Origin of the sequence: Rhodococcus sp. IC4_135 (genome assembly GCF_011602025.1) — a bacterium.
In the GTDB taxonomy this organism is placed as follows: Bacteria; Actinomycetota; Actinomycetes; order Mycobacteriales; family Mycobacteriaceae; genus Rhodococcus_F; species Rhodococcus_F baikonurensis.
Genome location: NZ_JAAOLG010000001.1, coordinates 677,428 through 690,201, shown reverse-complemented (window position 1 = coordinate 690,201; position 12,774 = coordinate 677,428). Strand labels below are relative to the sequence as shown.

The window sequence follows — 12,774 nt, the reverse complement described above, 5'->3', positions numbered from 1 at the left end:
ACGGTCCCCGCGCGATCGGGGGCCGGTCCTAGATCGTCCGGCACCACCCGAAGGAACTTTTCGTGGCTGACTTCCAGTTCACCGTCGACAAGACTCACGCCAAGTCGGTCAACGACACACTGGCCGACGTACGCCGCCTGCAGATTTCTGCGGTGATCTTCGCGATCGTCCTCGCCGCCGTCGGGGCCTGGCTGATCAGCATGGGCGAGGTGTGGTCCATCATTATCGGCGCGGTCCTCGCCATCGGTGCGGCCAGTTCACTGTGGGTGGCGGTGTGGGCGCCCCGCAAGGTGGGAAGCGTCGAATCTCTGTATGCGAACAACCCACTGGTCCCTGCGATCGTCACCGAGGTCCACCCGCGTGCGGCGACGCTGACCGCGCTGATCGACATCGCGAAGCCGGCCGCCGGGGCGCCGAAGTACGCGCTCGTCAGCCGCAACGTTCGACTCAATCCGAAGTGGCGAGTCGGCGACCGCATTCCGTCGGTGGCGCTGCGTTCGGATCGTTCCACCCGAAGCAAGGCAGACACCTGGCAGATGGTCAGTCCCATGCCGATCGAATGGGGAACCAAGGACTCGGCCGTCCTGGCACGAGCGATCGCCGCTGTCAGCGCGAGCGAGTGGAACTTCCTGCAGAGCCGGATTCCCGACTCCGAAGAAGTTCGCACTCACCCCGATCGCCGGGTTCTGATCAAACCGGCCGATCTTCCCGACTCCCTGCGCTAGCCCCAACGGTTACGCGAGCGCGGGAAGCACTTCCTTCTCGAACATCTCGATTCCCGACGTGTCGTACGCGGCCTCGGGGAAGTAGAAGATTCCGTACTCGAGTCCCTGCGCCTTGAGCGCCGACAGGTTCTCGATGATCTGCTCGGGTGTACCCACGGCAGGCATTCCGCGGAAGGCGTCGAGCGACGCATCGGCGGCAGCTTCGCCGACCAGCGGCGTCAGTCTGGCTTTCAGTGTCTCCAACCGCTGAGCCACCTCGGCTTCCGTCGCGCCGATGGCCACGTTGTAGTTGGCCGAACGGACGATGGCGTCGAAGTCGGTACCGACGGTGTCGCAGTGCTTCTTCAGGATCTCCGACTTGTGTACGAAGCCCTCCGGGGTGCCGTCGAAGTTGGTGTACTGCGCGTACTTGGCCGCGATCTTGAGTGTGACCTTCTCGCCGCCGCCGGCAACCCAGATGGGAATTCCGCCCTCTTGCAACGGAAGTGGGCGGCACAGCGCTCCGTCGACCTGGTAGTACTTGCCGTCGAGCGTGGCGCTGCCGGTCGACCACGCCTGCTGCATGATCTGGATTCCTTCGTCGAGTCGGCCCAGTCGCTCACCGGCAGAGGGGAAGCCGTAGCCGTATGCGCGCCACTCCTGCTCGTACCATCCACCGCCGATTCCCATCTCGACGCGTCCACCCGTGATGAGGTCGGTGGTTGCAGCGACCTTGGCGAGGTACGCCGGGTTGCGGTAGCTCATGGCGGTACACATCTGGCCGAGTCGGATACGCGACGTCGACGCACCGAGTGCGGCCATCAATGTCCACGCCTCGTGAGTCGCTTCTTCCGTCGGCTGGGGAACGGTGTGGAAGTGGTCGTAGACCCACACCGATTCCCACGGCCCTGCCTCCGCGCGCAGCGTGAAGTCTCGCATCACCTCCCACTGCTTCGCGGGGTCGATGCCGACCAGGTCCAGACGCCAGCCTTGAGGTACGAACAGTCCGAATCGCATGTAGCGAGCGTACCTACCGTTTCCCGACGCGCGAGCGGGGTGACACCCGCGGCGAGTAGACCGGAATGAAGCGGAACATCATTGCTGCGCCGGCGAACGAAGTCGCGCCCAGGGCGGCGAATGCCCACCCGAGCGGGAACACCGCGGCGAGAAGACCGATCGCGAGCGGCCCACCGAACATGCCCGTGTCGTGGGTCAATCGCCATGCAGCGAGGAACTCGGCGCGCTCCTCGGGCGGAGCGATATCGGCACCGAGAGTCATGATCACGCCGTTGCCCAATCCGTTGCCGATCCCCATCACGACGGCGACCACGGTCAGCCCCAGTGCACCCGTCGAGAACGGCAGCATCAGGTACGACACACCGATCACCGTCAGCGAAGGCACCGCGACCAGCCTGCGGCCGTACCGGTCCATGATGTGTCCGGCCGGGTACGAGCACAGCAGGTCCACGGCCGCGCCGATACCGAAGATCACACTCACCTGGGCTGCATCCAACCCGAGGTGCAATGCCCACAGTGGCAGAACCGCCTCCCGCGAAGCACGGGCCGCGCCCATCAGAAGGGAGCCTGTCCCGAGCGTCGACAGGGCGGCACGATGACGGCGAAGGATGTCCGGGAGGGTGACGTGCCCGTGATCGCCGATGCCCGCCTGCGCCTTTCGCGGCGGGTCGGGAACGCGAGCCATCAGTGCCCCGGCGAGTACGACGCCCACCAACTGGACCAGGAATCCTCCGCGCGCTCCCACCAGGAGAATCACGCCCGCACCGATGAGCGGTCCCAGGAAGAAACCCAACCGCCACATCGCCGCGAACGACGACATCGCTCGGGCCCGTAGCCCGAGTGGCACGGTCTCGGCGAGGTAGCTCTGCCTCGCGAGGCCCCACACCGCATTCGCCAGTCCGGTCAGCAGTGCTCCGACTCCCAGCATCCACGGAGTCTGCGCAAGCAGGCAGATCACCACTCCTGTTGCACCCAAGGTACTTCCGCCGATGATCGATCTTCGCTCACCGAAACGCGACACTATCCGTCCGGCCGGGAGGTCACCGAGTACGGCGCCCAAACCACCGAGGGCAACGATCAGGCCGGCGACGGCGACCGACGCACCCAGATCCCGGGCGGTCACGGCCATGATGGGGGCAGCCGCACCCTGACCGATCCCGAAGATGGCCGCCGGCACGAAAACCGTTGTCACCAGCGGCTTGAGCCCGGCAATCGCCGGCTGTTCCTTGGGTAGAGTTTCCGTCACGCGCTCACTTCTGCCGCGTCAGCGGCCCGCGAAAACCGGTTCGCCGGACGATCGAGGCCGTAGTGGCCCCGCAGGGTGGATTCGGTGTACTCGGTTCGGAAGAGCCCACGCGCCTGCAGAATCGGCACGACCCGGTCGACAAAGACCTCGAGCCCACCCGGCAGGTACGGCGGCATGATGTTGAAGCCGTCCGCGGCGCCCTTGTCGAACCATTCGGTCAACTCGTCGGCCACCTGCTCCGGTGTCCCGGCGAACGTCCGATGTCCTCGGCCACCACCGAGTTTGCCGATCAACTCTCGAACGGTCAGCTTTTCGCTCTCTGCAAGGTCTTTGACGAGTTGGTATCGACTCTTGTTTCCCTGAATCCGATCGATGTCCGGCAGTGGCGGCAGCGGGGCGTCCAGGGAATGTTCGGTGAGATCGACGCCCACCATGTTCGAGAGTTGGCGCAGTGAATACTCCGGAGAGATCAGGTCCGTGAACGACTGCTCCAGGGCCTTGGCTTCTTCCTCCGTATCCGCGATGAAGGGAACGATGCCCGGCAGCACCTTGATCTCGTCGGGACTACGCCCGTACTTGATCAGCCGAGCTTTGAGATCGTTGTAGAAATCCTGCCCCTGCTCGAGAGTCCGTTGAGCGGTGAACACGGCTTCGGCATATCTCGCCGCGAAATCCTTACCGCTCTCGGAGGAACCGGCCTGCACCAGCAGCGGACGTCCCTGCGGAGACCTCGGCGAATTGAGCGGACCGGCGACCGTGAATCGTTCACCGTCGTGGTCGATCCGATGGACACGATCAGGATCGGCGAAGATTCCGGTCTCTTCGTCCAGGACAACGGCTCCCTCTTCCCAACTGTCCCAGAGTCCGAGCGTCACGTCCAGAAACTCCTCGGCACGCTCGTAACGACCGCTGTGCGCCGGTACTGCATCGAGGCCGAAGTTGGCCGCCTCGTCGGCGCCGGCCGACGTGACGATATTCCATCCGCCGCGCCCCCCGCTGATGTGGTCGAGGGAAGCGAACTTTCTTGCGAGAGTGTACGGATCGCTGTAACTGGTCGACGCCGTCGCAATCAGACCCACCTTGTCGGTGGCTGCAGCGATCGCCGAGAGCAGGGTCACGGGTTCGAAGATCGCCTGCGTGTTGTGCTTGACCCGCGGGCCGACTGCCAGTCCGTCGGCGAAGAACACCGAGTCCAGCTTTCCTCGTTCGGCGATCCTTCCCAAATCCTGGAAGTGCTTGACGTCCAGAAGGTTGGCCGCATTTGTGTGTGGGTGGCGCCACGCCGCCTCGTGATGGCCGACGCCCATCAGGAAGGCGTTCAGATGAAATTGTCGTTCGGACATGAGTTCGCAGAATCTTTCCGTGAAAGTGTGGTCAGGTCGTGACGCGCCAGCGCGAGAGCCGACGTTCGATCAGGACCAGAATCGCGTTGATCGTCAGACCCAGCAACGAGATCGCGACGATACCCGCGTACATGTTCGGGATCTGGAAGTTGAGCTGTGAGGCGGTGATCAGATACCCGAGACCGGCTTTGGCCCCGACCATTTCGGCGGCGATCAGCACGAGAATCGACGATGCGGCGGCCATGCGAATTCCGGTGAAGATCGTGGGCACCGCAGCGGGTAGAACCACCTTCTGGAACAGCCGAATCGAGGAGAACCCCAGCGAGGCAGCGGACTTGATCAGCAGCGGATCGACCGTGCGGACACCGGAAATGGTGTTGAGCAGAATCGGGAAGGTGCAGGCGTAGATCACCAGGGCGATCTTCGATTCCTCACCGATTCCCAGAATCAGCACGAAGACGGGAAGCAGCGCCAAGGCTGCAGTGTTACGGAACAATTCGAGAATCGGGTTGAGGAAGTCGGAGACCGGGCGGTACCAGGCGATCGCAATTCCCAACGGAATCGCGATCGCGATGGCCACGAAGAATCCGGTCAGCGCACGCGTCAGGCTGGCTGAAACATGTTCTTGCAGTTGCCCATTCTCGGCGAGGGTGAAGAATGCGGACACGACTTCGGTGAAGGGCGGGAGGAAAACCTTGTCCACCAGCCCGAGCCGAGGTGCCGCTTCCCAGATCCCGAGGAAAATCGCGATCGCAATCGACGGCTTGGCGATCCGCCACGCGGCGGAACCGACGTAACGCGCCGCCTTACCGCCGGCCTGGCTCCGCTGCGCAATGTCAGGTGTTTTGTCGGGCAACGGTTTCGGGTCGACGACCACGTCCGGCGTTGCCAATGCGCTAGACATGTGCAACCTCCTTGGCGGGATCGAGTTCGCCGGCGCGGGCGCGCTCGACTTCACCGTGCAGCAGTGTCCAGATCCGGTGCCGGGACACTCGGAACTCCTCACCGGATCGCACGTCGTCGCCGGACCTGTCGATGTCGATGTCGACGATCGTCTTGACGCGCCCCGGCCTCGAGGTCAGCACGGCAACACGTTGTCCGAGGTAGATGGCCTCGTCGATTCCGTGGGTGATGAACAGGATCGTCTTGCCGGTGGCCTTCCAGATGCGCAGAAGCTCATCCTGCAGCGACTCCCGTGTCTGTGCGTCCAGGGCTGCAAACGGTTCGTCCATCAGCAACACCTCGGGATCGAAGGCCAGGCTGCGAGCAATCGCAACTCGCTGCTTCATTCCGCCGGACAACTCGTGCGGATAGCGATCCGCGAAGCCTTGCAGACCGACCAGTTCGAGGTAGTGCTCGGCGAGTTCGCGTCGCTCGCTCTTCTTGACGCCCTTCGCCTCGAGGCCGAACTCGATGTTGTGACGTGCAGTGCGCCACGGAAGCAGTGCGTACTGCTGGAAGACGATGCCCCTGTCCAAGCCGGGGCCGGTGATCTGCTTGCCGTCCAGAAGGATTCGACCGGAAGTGGGTGAACTGAGTCCACCGAGAAGGTCAAGGAGAGTTGACTTGCCGCAACCACTCGGCCCTACGAGTACCAGGAACTCCCCCGGCGCCACGTCGATGTTGATGTCCTCGACTGCGGTGAAAACCTCGTCGGTCCCACGAATGTCGAACTGTTTGGTGACGTGCTCGAGCCGTAGTTTCGGTTCTGTGCTCATTTTGCTGCCTCCAGTGCCTGTCCGTCAGCGCCGCTGTCGGGTGAATACGTTCCGTTGGCGTATGGATTGAACTCGTTGGTGTAGATGTCCGACGGCTTCAACTTCCCCTCTTCGAGTTCGCCGTTTCGGGTGAGCCAGTCGATCCACGTGCTGATCTCGGTATCGGTGATCGTTCCGCCGGGGCCGGCGACTCCCGGACTCTTCCAGTAGCTGATGAGCTTGGTGTCCTCGTTGCGTCCTCGGTTGTTGATGATCGAGGTCAGCTTCGCGATCACTTCCTCACGCGGGTGCGTCTGAGTCCAGCGGATGGCTCGCGCTGTTCCCTGAACGAAATCGGCGACCGCCTCCTTGTTCTGCGCGATGTAGTCGTCACGGAACACCAACGTGCCGTAGGTGAACGAGCCGAACAGCGACTCGTCCGTGAACAGCTCACGAAGACCACCACGTTCGAGCGCGGAGTCCCGGAAGACCGAGCCGAGAGTGGCGACGTCGATCTGTCCCTGCCGCAGCGCTTGTTCCGTGTTGACCGGCGGCACCACGATCAATTCCACCTGCTTGATCTCGTCCGGCGTAAGCCCCTGTCGCGCAAGCCATTCACGCACGACGAACTCGTGGTGTGCGCCGAGGGTATTCATCCCGACCTTCTTGCCGATCAAGTCCTTCGCAGACTTGATCGGACTGTCGTCGAGCACGTAGTACCCGTTGAAGCTCTCCTTGTCCGAGCCGTAGTACCCGATGACCGAGGTGATCGGTGAACCTGCGGAAGCCAACTTCACCACGGCACCGTTGAACGCTCCACCGAACTCGGTTTGACCGGTCGCCGCGTTCTGAATGCTCTGAGGGCCGCTGGTCGTGTCACCGATCCAGTTGAGCTCCACGTCGTTGAAGTAGCCGAGGTCGGCGGCCAACTCGGGGTAGATGACCTGTCCGGTGCTGCCTTCGTACCGCAGGACGGTCTTGCCGTCGGCGGTCTTGACCACTTCGTCGGAGGAGCCCGAGCAGGCAACGGCGAAGCTGGACAGAGTGACAAGAGCGACGACCGCGGCTACCGAGCGCGCGAAACGAGGGCGAATCATGAAGTGGCTTCCTGTAGAAGATGATTGGTTCAGTTCTCGGCTACACCTGTCCGGAGCGCCGTGTGCGGCGCTCGGCACAGGCAGGTGTGGGGAATGTCAGTTCAACGACAACAGTTGAGCGACATGAGCGGGAAAGACCGAAACACGTGGGACTCCAATGAATGTGACGACGGAATCGAGCCGTAAGCAGTGCCGAAACCATACGTCGGCACCCACTACCTGGGTCAACGGTTACATTCATGCCGGATTTAAAGTGTCAGGTCCGTATCATGATGGCATGCTTTCGCCGACGACTGCGCAGGACTTCGAGCAACACCGTGGCCATCTGACGTCGGTGGCCTACCGGCTCACCGGCAGTTTCAGTGACGCCCAGGACGCGGTGCAGGAAACATGGATACGCTTACAAGTCGCGCAATCACGAGAAGGTGCCGACCTCGAGATCCGCGAACTGCGCGGATGGCTCACCACCGTTGTCGGGCGGATCTGTCTCGATCATCTCAAGTCGGCCGCGGTGCGCAGAGAAAGCTATGTAGGACAGTGGCTTCCGGAGCCGATCGTCACGGCCGTCGACGCCACCGCGAGCACACCCTCAGCGACACCCGATCCGCTCGCGTACGTGGTGGCTCAGGAACAGAATCGCTTTGCTGCCCTCGTCGTCCTGGACACCCTCACGCCCGCTCAACGAGTCGCCTTCGTCCTGCACGACGGCTTCGACGTACCGTTCGCCGAGGTGGCCCGCATCCTCGACATCGAAGTCGCCGCCGCCCGACAGTTGGCTTCACGGGCTCGGAAAGCCGCAGCATCGGCGCCGGTACCGGTCAGCAGCGAGGAGCATTCCGCCGCAGTCGAACGATTGGTGACGGCTATCGCGAGTGGAGATCTGAACGCCGTGATCGATGCACTCGATCCCGATGCCGTGCTGATCGGTGACGCAGGCGGAACCACCCGCACGGCGGTCAACATCGTCCGTGGCAGTGATCGCGTGGCGCGGTTCTACCTGGGGTTGGCGCGCAAGTACGGACCCGCTGCGGTGTTCTCGATGTCACCGGTTCTCGTCAATGGACAGCTCGGCGGTGTATTCGCCGGCTCACCCGGGGACGACCAGTACCCACAGTTCGCCGCGCGAGTCGCCGGCTTCACCGTTCGCGACGGAGTTGTGTGCGCGGCCTATGACATCGCGAATCCAGCCAAGTTCAGCGCTGTGCCGATGCTCGATCACACCGAACCCGAGCGCAAGTAGCGAGACTCCCATTCTTCGAGGTGAGACCTGGACACCTGCGTTCCGAACCACAGCCGGTGCAGCACATCCGATCCCAGGTGATGTAGTGCGGTGTGCGTTCCCCACCGCTGCGACGCCCATTCGGGTTCGTTGTGGGCGGCGTCGATCCCGGCCATCGTGCTGCCGCGCAGTTCGAAGTCCAGGTCGCGACGAAGCTCGGAAAGCTCGGACCAATTCGCCTGTGGTGCATAGTGCCTTGCGCGGATTTCGGTCAGCAGCTTGAACAGGACACTGCCGGCGCGTTCGTCCACCCAGACCAAAGTCCGTCGATGTGCCCCGCGTCCGACCGTCCACAGGACGATCAACGCCACCACGACTCCGATTGCCGTCTCGAGCATGCGGCTGAGAATCAGATGCTGGACGGTCCCGTGCGCACCACCGGCAGCGCCGAGGAGAATGGCCAGGGCGGTGATGAAGATGACGGCGATCCCGTAGTTCCTCACCAGGAACAGCTCGATCCCCGCCATCAGGACGGCAAGCACCGCCACCATCCACAGACCGGTCGGACCCCATGCATAGATGACGCCCAACAGAATCAACCCGAGAACGGTTCCGCCGATGCGATGGATTCCGCGATAGGTGCCCAGTATCCGGTCCGGCCCCTGGTGAAGGACCATCGCAGCGGCGATCACCGCCCAGTCCGGGCGATCGATGCCGAGCAGAACAGTGAGGGTTCCCGCCGCCATACAGGCCACTGACAGCCGAAGGGCCGTGATCGACGCTCGGCTGGACGGATTGCAGGCGCGGAGGAACCGATACCGGATCGTCGGATCCGGCAGAGGTGGATGAGCACCGACCTCGTCGACGTCGAATGCGGGGTCCGCCATGAGTTCGGGATCGTGGTCGTCGGAGATCGCCCTTGCCATCGAGATCTGCGCTCGTTGGAGTTCGCGGGTCAACGGGTGGTCCTTCCCGACGATTGCGCCGCGGTACAGGCACTGCCACGCGTCGTGCAGGCGAAGCGCGGCAGCGTGGCGCTTGTCTCGCGCCAACTCCGGCGGGGCGTACGTCGCCTGTGCTTCCGTGTACTCCGCAACGGCCGAAACGGCTGCCTGTACCGCGCTGCGCTCTATCGCTCTCGGTGCCCACAGGATGCCCGTCATCGAGACGACCACCGCGCTGATCCCGCCGACAGCCGTCCACGTCGCGACCTCGACCGGTGGCTGGCCGGGAGTGGCGATCACGGAGCTGATCTCGGTGGTGAGCAGTAGGAAGAACGCGCCCGGTGGGCCCAATCGAAGTGCGTCGACGGTAAAGGCGCACGTCGAGACCACGACCGCCATGATCAGTACGACGAAGACCAGGAGAACCGTCGGCGCGCCCTCGGCGATGGCTCGGTGGACCGGCTCCCCGACCGACGCCCCGATGAAGGACAGGATCGTCAGCACCGTCGCGGCGATACCGACTGCCTTCCATCTGCTCCGGTACGGGCGCCCCTCACCGTAGATCGATGCGAATGCGCCGAGGCCGACCAGGAGTGAAGTAGGTCCGAATCCGAGCAGCGTGGCGATGGACGCCGGAATCGCCAGGGCGAGTGCGACTCGAACAGCTCCTGGATACCGGTTTCCCACCGGCGGCAATCCGAACAGGACGCTGCGCGCCGGCCGCGGTGCCGGGAGGCTGGACTCGTGACCCGCTGATGTTTCTTCGGGGTCCACTGCCCATCCTTCGCGCCGGCCTGTTCGTGTCTGTGTCGTCCCATTCTTGCGGGCGGGCGACGTGGCATTCGAGGCGGGTCTGGAGGTCGATTCGACCAGCCCCTTATTGACACACCGTCAACAGTGTGGATGATAGGTGAGGTCAGATCCGCTCGCGGGTCGCACTTCATCGATCGGGAGAAATCACGATGACGCAAGGATCAACCGCAGTCGCTGCAACCCGGACCACAGAACGACGGTCCCCGTGGATGGACGACGAATTGGAGTCCGTTGGCGACCTGGCGAGGAACTTCTTCGCCAAACACGTGACACCGCACCAGAAACGCTTCGCGGACCAGGGTTTTCCCGACAAGTCTGCATATCGGGAACTCGGGACACTCGGGCTCGCCGGCATGTCGATCCCCACCGAGTACGGCGGCGGAGGAGGAACTTTCGCACACGACGCCGTTCTGTTTCACGAGCAGGTGATGGCAGGTGATCATTCACTCCAACTCGGTGTGCACTCGGGAATCGTGCCGCACTACCTCAATGCCTACGCCGATCACGAGCACAAGCTGCGCTGGTTACCGAAGTTGGTGAGCGGCGAATGGGTGGGCGCAATCGCCATGACCGAGCCCGGCACCGGGTCCGACCTACAGAACATCACCACCCGCGCCGTCCGTGACGGTGACGACTATCTGATCAGCGGCGCAAAGACATTCATCTCCAACGGCCGCAATTGTGATCTGGTGATCATTGCCGCCAAAACCGATCCCAGCCTCGGAGCGCGAGGAGTGTCGCTCATCGTCGCCGAGGTCGACGACAACACAACGGGTTTCGAGCGCGGGCGAATACTCGAGAAGGTCGGACAGAAGGGCCAGGACACCACCGAGTTGTTCTTCGACGGCTTGCGCGTGCCGGTGACAAACCTGCTCGGGGACCGCGAAGGCACAGGATTTGCCCAGCTGATGCAACAGCTACTGCCCGAACGATTGATCTGTGGGGTTGCTGCCACTGCGGCAATGGAGCGTGCAGTCGCCATCACCGTCGAGTACACCAAATCGCGAAACATGTTCGGGCAAACGCTCTTCGATCTGCAGAACACCCGCTTCGAACTTGCCGAGTGCGCGTCCATCGCTCGTATCTCACGAACGTTCATCGACGACTGCATCGTCAAATACCTTGCCGGGCAGCTCGATGCGACTACCGCCGCGATGGCCAAGTACTGGCTCACCGATCAGCAGTGCGCCGTGATCGACCGGTGCGTACAACTGCACGGCGGGTACGGCTACATCCTCGAATATCCCATCGCCCAGATGTACGCCGACGCTCGCATTCAGCGCATCTACGCCGGATCGAACGAGGTCATGAAAGACCTCGTCGCGAGATCTCTCTGAGCCATCAGGAGTCCGCCTCGCAGGCCGGCAGCACTTCACGCACGATTGCCAGCAAGCTGCGTACCAGCAGAAGGTGCACCTGTTCGCGGTCCAGCGACCCGGTCACCAACCACTGCTTACTGGCGGCCTTCGCCAATCCTCCGTACGCCACGATCACCGAATGAACAGCGGCCTTGCTGCCTTCAGTCGGTTGAATCTCGAGCGCATCCATCATGCGTCGCGCGGCAACGTCGTCCGCGTCCTGCAGGATCCGATCCATCTCGGGATCACGGCGGAGGTCGTCGGACATGACTGTCGAGATCCACATGTCTCGATGACGCCAGGCGACGTCGAGCCACCGATCGATCACGGCGGCGATCCGCTTCTCCTGGCTCGCCGATCGCGGAATGCGGTCCACCGCCACTTCGGGGATGAAGACGAATCGCCGTACGACGTCGAGATACAACTCGCGCTTGGAGCCGAAGTAATGATTGAGCAGCGGACGACCGACCCCAGCGGCCTTGGCCAACTCGGTCATCGAGACGTCGGCATAGGGCTTCTCCTCGAAAACCTTTGCCGCGCTGACAATGATCTGTTCACGGCGGTCTTCGGGTCCGAGACGCTTTCCACTGGCGACCGGCACCGAGTTCATTCTTTTCTCGCCGGCGTGCTGTTGACGGTCGCCTGGGCCTCGACCATGAGCGAAATGTGTTCCACCAACCGCTTTCGAGAGATCTTGGAGGACGGGGTGTGCGCCTGATAGATGAACGCGAGGGCGCCGAACAGCCCCACCGAGTTGAGTTCGGAGTTGGCGGAGTCGGCCGTCTCGCCGCCGTACATCAGCTCCAGCGACGCGGAAATCGGATTGGTGAACTCCGCCATCAGTTCTCGCCCCCGGTCCCACAGTGCAGGTTCCGCCTGGGATTCGACGAACATGATGCGTCCACGGCGCGGATCTTTGAATACGTAGTTGGTGAAGGCCTTCACCACGTGACGGATCAGGGCCGACGGTTCGGAAGGCGCGGCTCCGAGAGCGTCCAGAATGGTGTCACGAGCGCCGAGGACGACTTCGTCGAGCACGGCGACCAACAGTTCGTCACGGTTGGTGAAGCTCTCGTAGAAGTACCGTTCGGTCAGCGCGGCCTCGCGGCAGGTCGCACGCATGGTCGCGGCAGCCGCGCCCTCGGTGCCCATGATCTGCAATCCGGCTTCGATCAGCTGCGCCCGGCGCGCGGCGCGGCGGTCTTCCGGTTCCTGCCCACGCCACCTGCGCGGGCCGGTGCGCCGAGCCTCGATATCCGTCATGCCCCCATGTTCTCACTGACCGGCAGTGCTCTCGACCTCAGGTGATCGCGGTGACGCTCGAGAGCGAATTGAC

At 63.1% G+C, this 12,774-nt stretch carries 12 protein-coding genes; 3 read left to right on the top strand and 9 right to left on the bottom strand.

Going from position 1 to position 12,774, the window contains the following annotated elements:
- Positions 1 to 62 precede the first annotated feature (62 nt).
- On the top strand, positions 63 to 725 hold the full coding sequence (locus G8767_RS03385; RefSeq protein WP_124567580.1) for a DUF3239 domain-containing protein: 663 nt from the start codon (positions 63 to 65) through the stop codon (positions 723 to 725).
- Positions 726 to 734: 9 nt separating this feature from the next.
- On the opposite strand, the gene G8767_RS03380 is transcribed toward G8767_RS03385, so the two are convergent.
- Genes G8767_RS03380 through G8767_RS03355 form a run of 6 tightly spaced genes read right to left on the bottom strand, consistent with a single transcriptional unit; the run spans position 735 to position 7,104 of the window.
- Complete coding sequence (locus G8767_RS03380) at positions 735 to 1,721, bottom strand: LLM class F420-dependent oxidoreductase (protein WP_095968821.1); 987 nt, start codon at positions 1,719 to 1,721, stop codon at positions 735 to 737.
- Positions 1,722 to 1,734: 13 nt separating this feature from the next.
- On the bottom strand, positions 1,735 to 2,967 hold the full coding sequence (locus G8767_RS03375; RefSeq protein ID WP_124567581.1) for an MFS transporter: 1,233 nt from the start codon (positions 2,965 to 2,967) through the stop codon (positions 1,735 to 1,737).
- Positions 2,964 to 4,310 (bottom strand): LLM class flavin-dependent oxidoreductase, encoded by a 1,347-nt coding sequence (locus G8767_RS03370; RefSeq protein WP_124567582.1) that lies wholly within the window; start codon positions 4,308 to 4,310, stop codon positions 2,964 to 2,966. Before G8767_RS03370 ends, G8767_RS03375 begins: the two co-directional genes overlap by 4 nt.
- 31 nt (positions 4,311 to 4,341) lie before the next feature.
- On the bottom strand, positions 4,342 to 5,214 hold the full coding sequence (locus G8767_RS03365) for an ABC transporter permease (protein ID WP_095968818.1): 873 nt from the start codon (positions 5,212 to 5,214) through the stop codon (positions 4,342 to 4,344).
- Positions 5,207 to 6,028, bottom strand: coding sequence for an ABC transporter ATP-binding protein (locus G8767_RS03360; protein WP_166809333.1), 822 nt, complete (start codon positions 6,026 to 6,028; stop codon positions 5,207 to 5,209). Before G8767_RS03360 ends, G8767_RS03365 begins: the two co-directional genes overlap by 8 nt.
- Positions 6,025 to 7,104: an ABC transporter substrate-binding protein gene (locus G8767_RS03355; protein WP_095968817.1), complete on the bottom strand. Its 1,080-nt coding sequence runs from the start codon at positions 7,102 to 7,104 to the stop codon at positions 6,025 to 6,027. Before G8767_RS03355 ends, G8767_RS03360 begins: the two co-directional genes overlap by 4 nt.
- A 277-nt stretch (positions 7,105 to 7,381) precedes the next feature.
- Between G8767_RS03355 and G8767_RS03350 the strand changes: the two genes are divergently transcribed.
- On the top strand, positions 7,382 to 8,344 hold the full coding sequence (locus G8767_RS03350) for a sigma-70 family RNA polymerase sigma factor (RefSeq protein ID WP_095968816.1): 963 nt from the start codon (positions 7,382 to 7,384) through the stop codon (positions 8,342 to 8,344).
- Here G8767_RS03350 and G8767_RS03345 read toward each other — a convergent pair.
- Positions 8,320 to 10,041 carry an FUSC family protein gene (locus G8767_RS03345; RefSeq protein WP_166809332.1) on the bottom strand — a complete coding sequence of 574 codons (1,722 nt, stop codon included), beginning with the start codon at positions 10,039 to 10,041 and terminating at the stop codon, positions 8,320 to 8,322. The two genes, G8767_RS03350 and G8767_RS03345, sit on opposite strands and share 25 nt — an antisense overlap.
- A gap of 248 nt (positions 10,042 to 10,289) precedes the next feature.
- Here G8767_RS03345 and G8767_RS03340 point away from each other — a divergent pair, with 248 nt between their 5' ends.
- Positions 10,290 to 11,417: an acyl-CoA dehydrogenase family protein gene (locus G8767_RS03340; RefSeq protein WP_240951890.1), complete on the top strand. Its 1,128-nt coding sequence runs from the start codon at positions 10,290 to 10,292 to the stop codon at positions 11,415 to 11,417.
- 4 nt (positions 11,418 to 11,421) lie between these two features.
- Here the strand turns inward: G8767_RS03340 and G8767_RS03335 are convergent, their stop codons facing one another.
- Positions 11,422 to 12,039, bottom strand: coding sequence for a TetR/AcrR family transcriptional regulator (locus tag G8767_RS03335; protein WP_234036857.1), 618 nt, complete (start codon positions 12,037 to 12,039; stop codon positions 11,422 to 11,424).
- A gap of 5 nt (positions 12,040 to 12,044) precedes the next feature.
- Entirely contained in the window at positions 12,045 to 12,701 is a 657-nt protein-coding gene (locus G8767_RS03330) for a TetR family transcriptional regulator (RefSeq protein ID WP_124567585.1), read from the bottom strand.
- Positions 12,702 to 12,774: the final 73 nt, after the last annotated feature.

What these genes read in the sequence shown, in the direction of transcription:
- G8767_RS03380 (WP_095968821.1), bottom strand. Translation starts at nt 1,721, where the DNA reads ATGCGATTCGGACTGTTCGTACCTCAAGGCTGGCGTCTGGACCTGGTC.
- G8767_RS03370 (WP_124567582.1), bottom strand. Translation starts at nt 4,310, where the DNA reads ATGTCCGAACGACAATTTCATCTGAACGCCTTCCTGATGGGCGTCGGC.
- G8767_RS03365 (WP_095968818.1), bottom strand. Translation starts at nt 5,214, where the DNA reads ATGTCTAGCGCATTGGCAACGCCGGACGTGGTCGTCGACCCGAAACCG.
- G8767_RS03360 (WP_166809333.1), bottom strand. Translation starts at nt 6,028, where the DNA reads ATGAGCACAGAACCGAAACTACGGCTCGAGCACGTCACCAAACAGTTC.
- G8767_RS03355 (WP_095968817.1), bottom strand. Translation starts at nt 7,104, where the DNA reads ATGATTCGCCCTCGTTTCGCGCGCTCGGTAGCCGCGGTCGTCGCTCTT.
- G8767_RS03350 (WP_095968816.1), top strand. Translation starts at nt 7,382, where the DNA reads ATGCTTTCGCCGACGACTGCGCAGGACTTCGAGCAACACCGTGGCCAT.
- G8767_RS03340 (WP_240951890.1), top strand. Translation starts at nt 10,290, where the DNA reads ATGGACGACGAATTGGAGTCCGTTGGCGACCTGGCGAGGAACTTCTTC.
- G8767_RS03330 (WP_124567585.1), bottom strand. Translation starts at nt 12,701, where the DNA reads ATGACGGATATCGAGGCTCGGCGCACCGGCCCGCGCAGGTGGCGTGGG.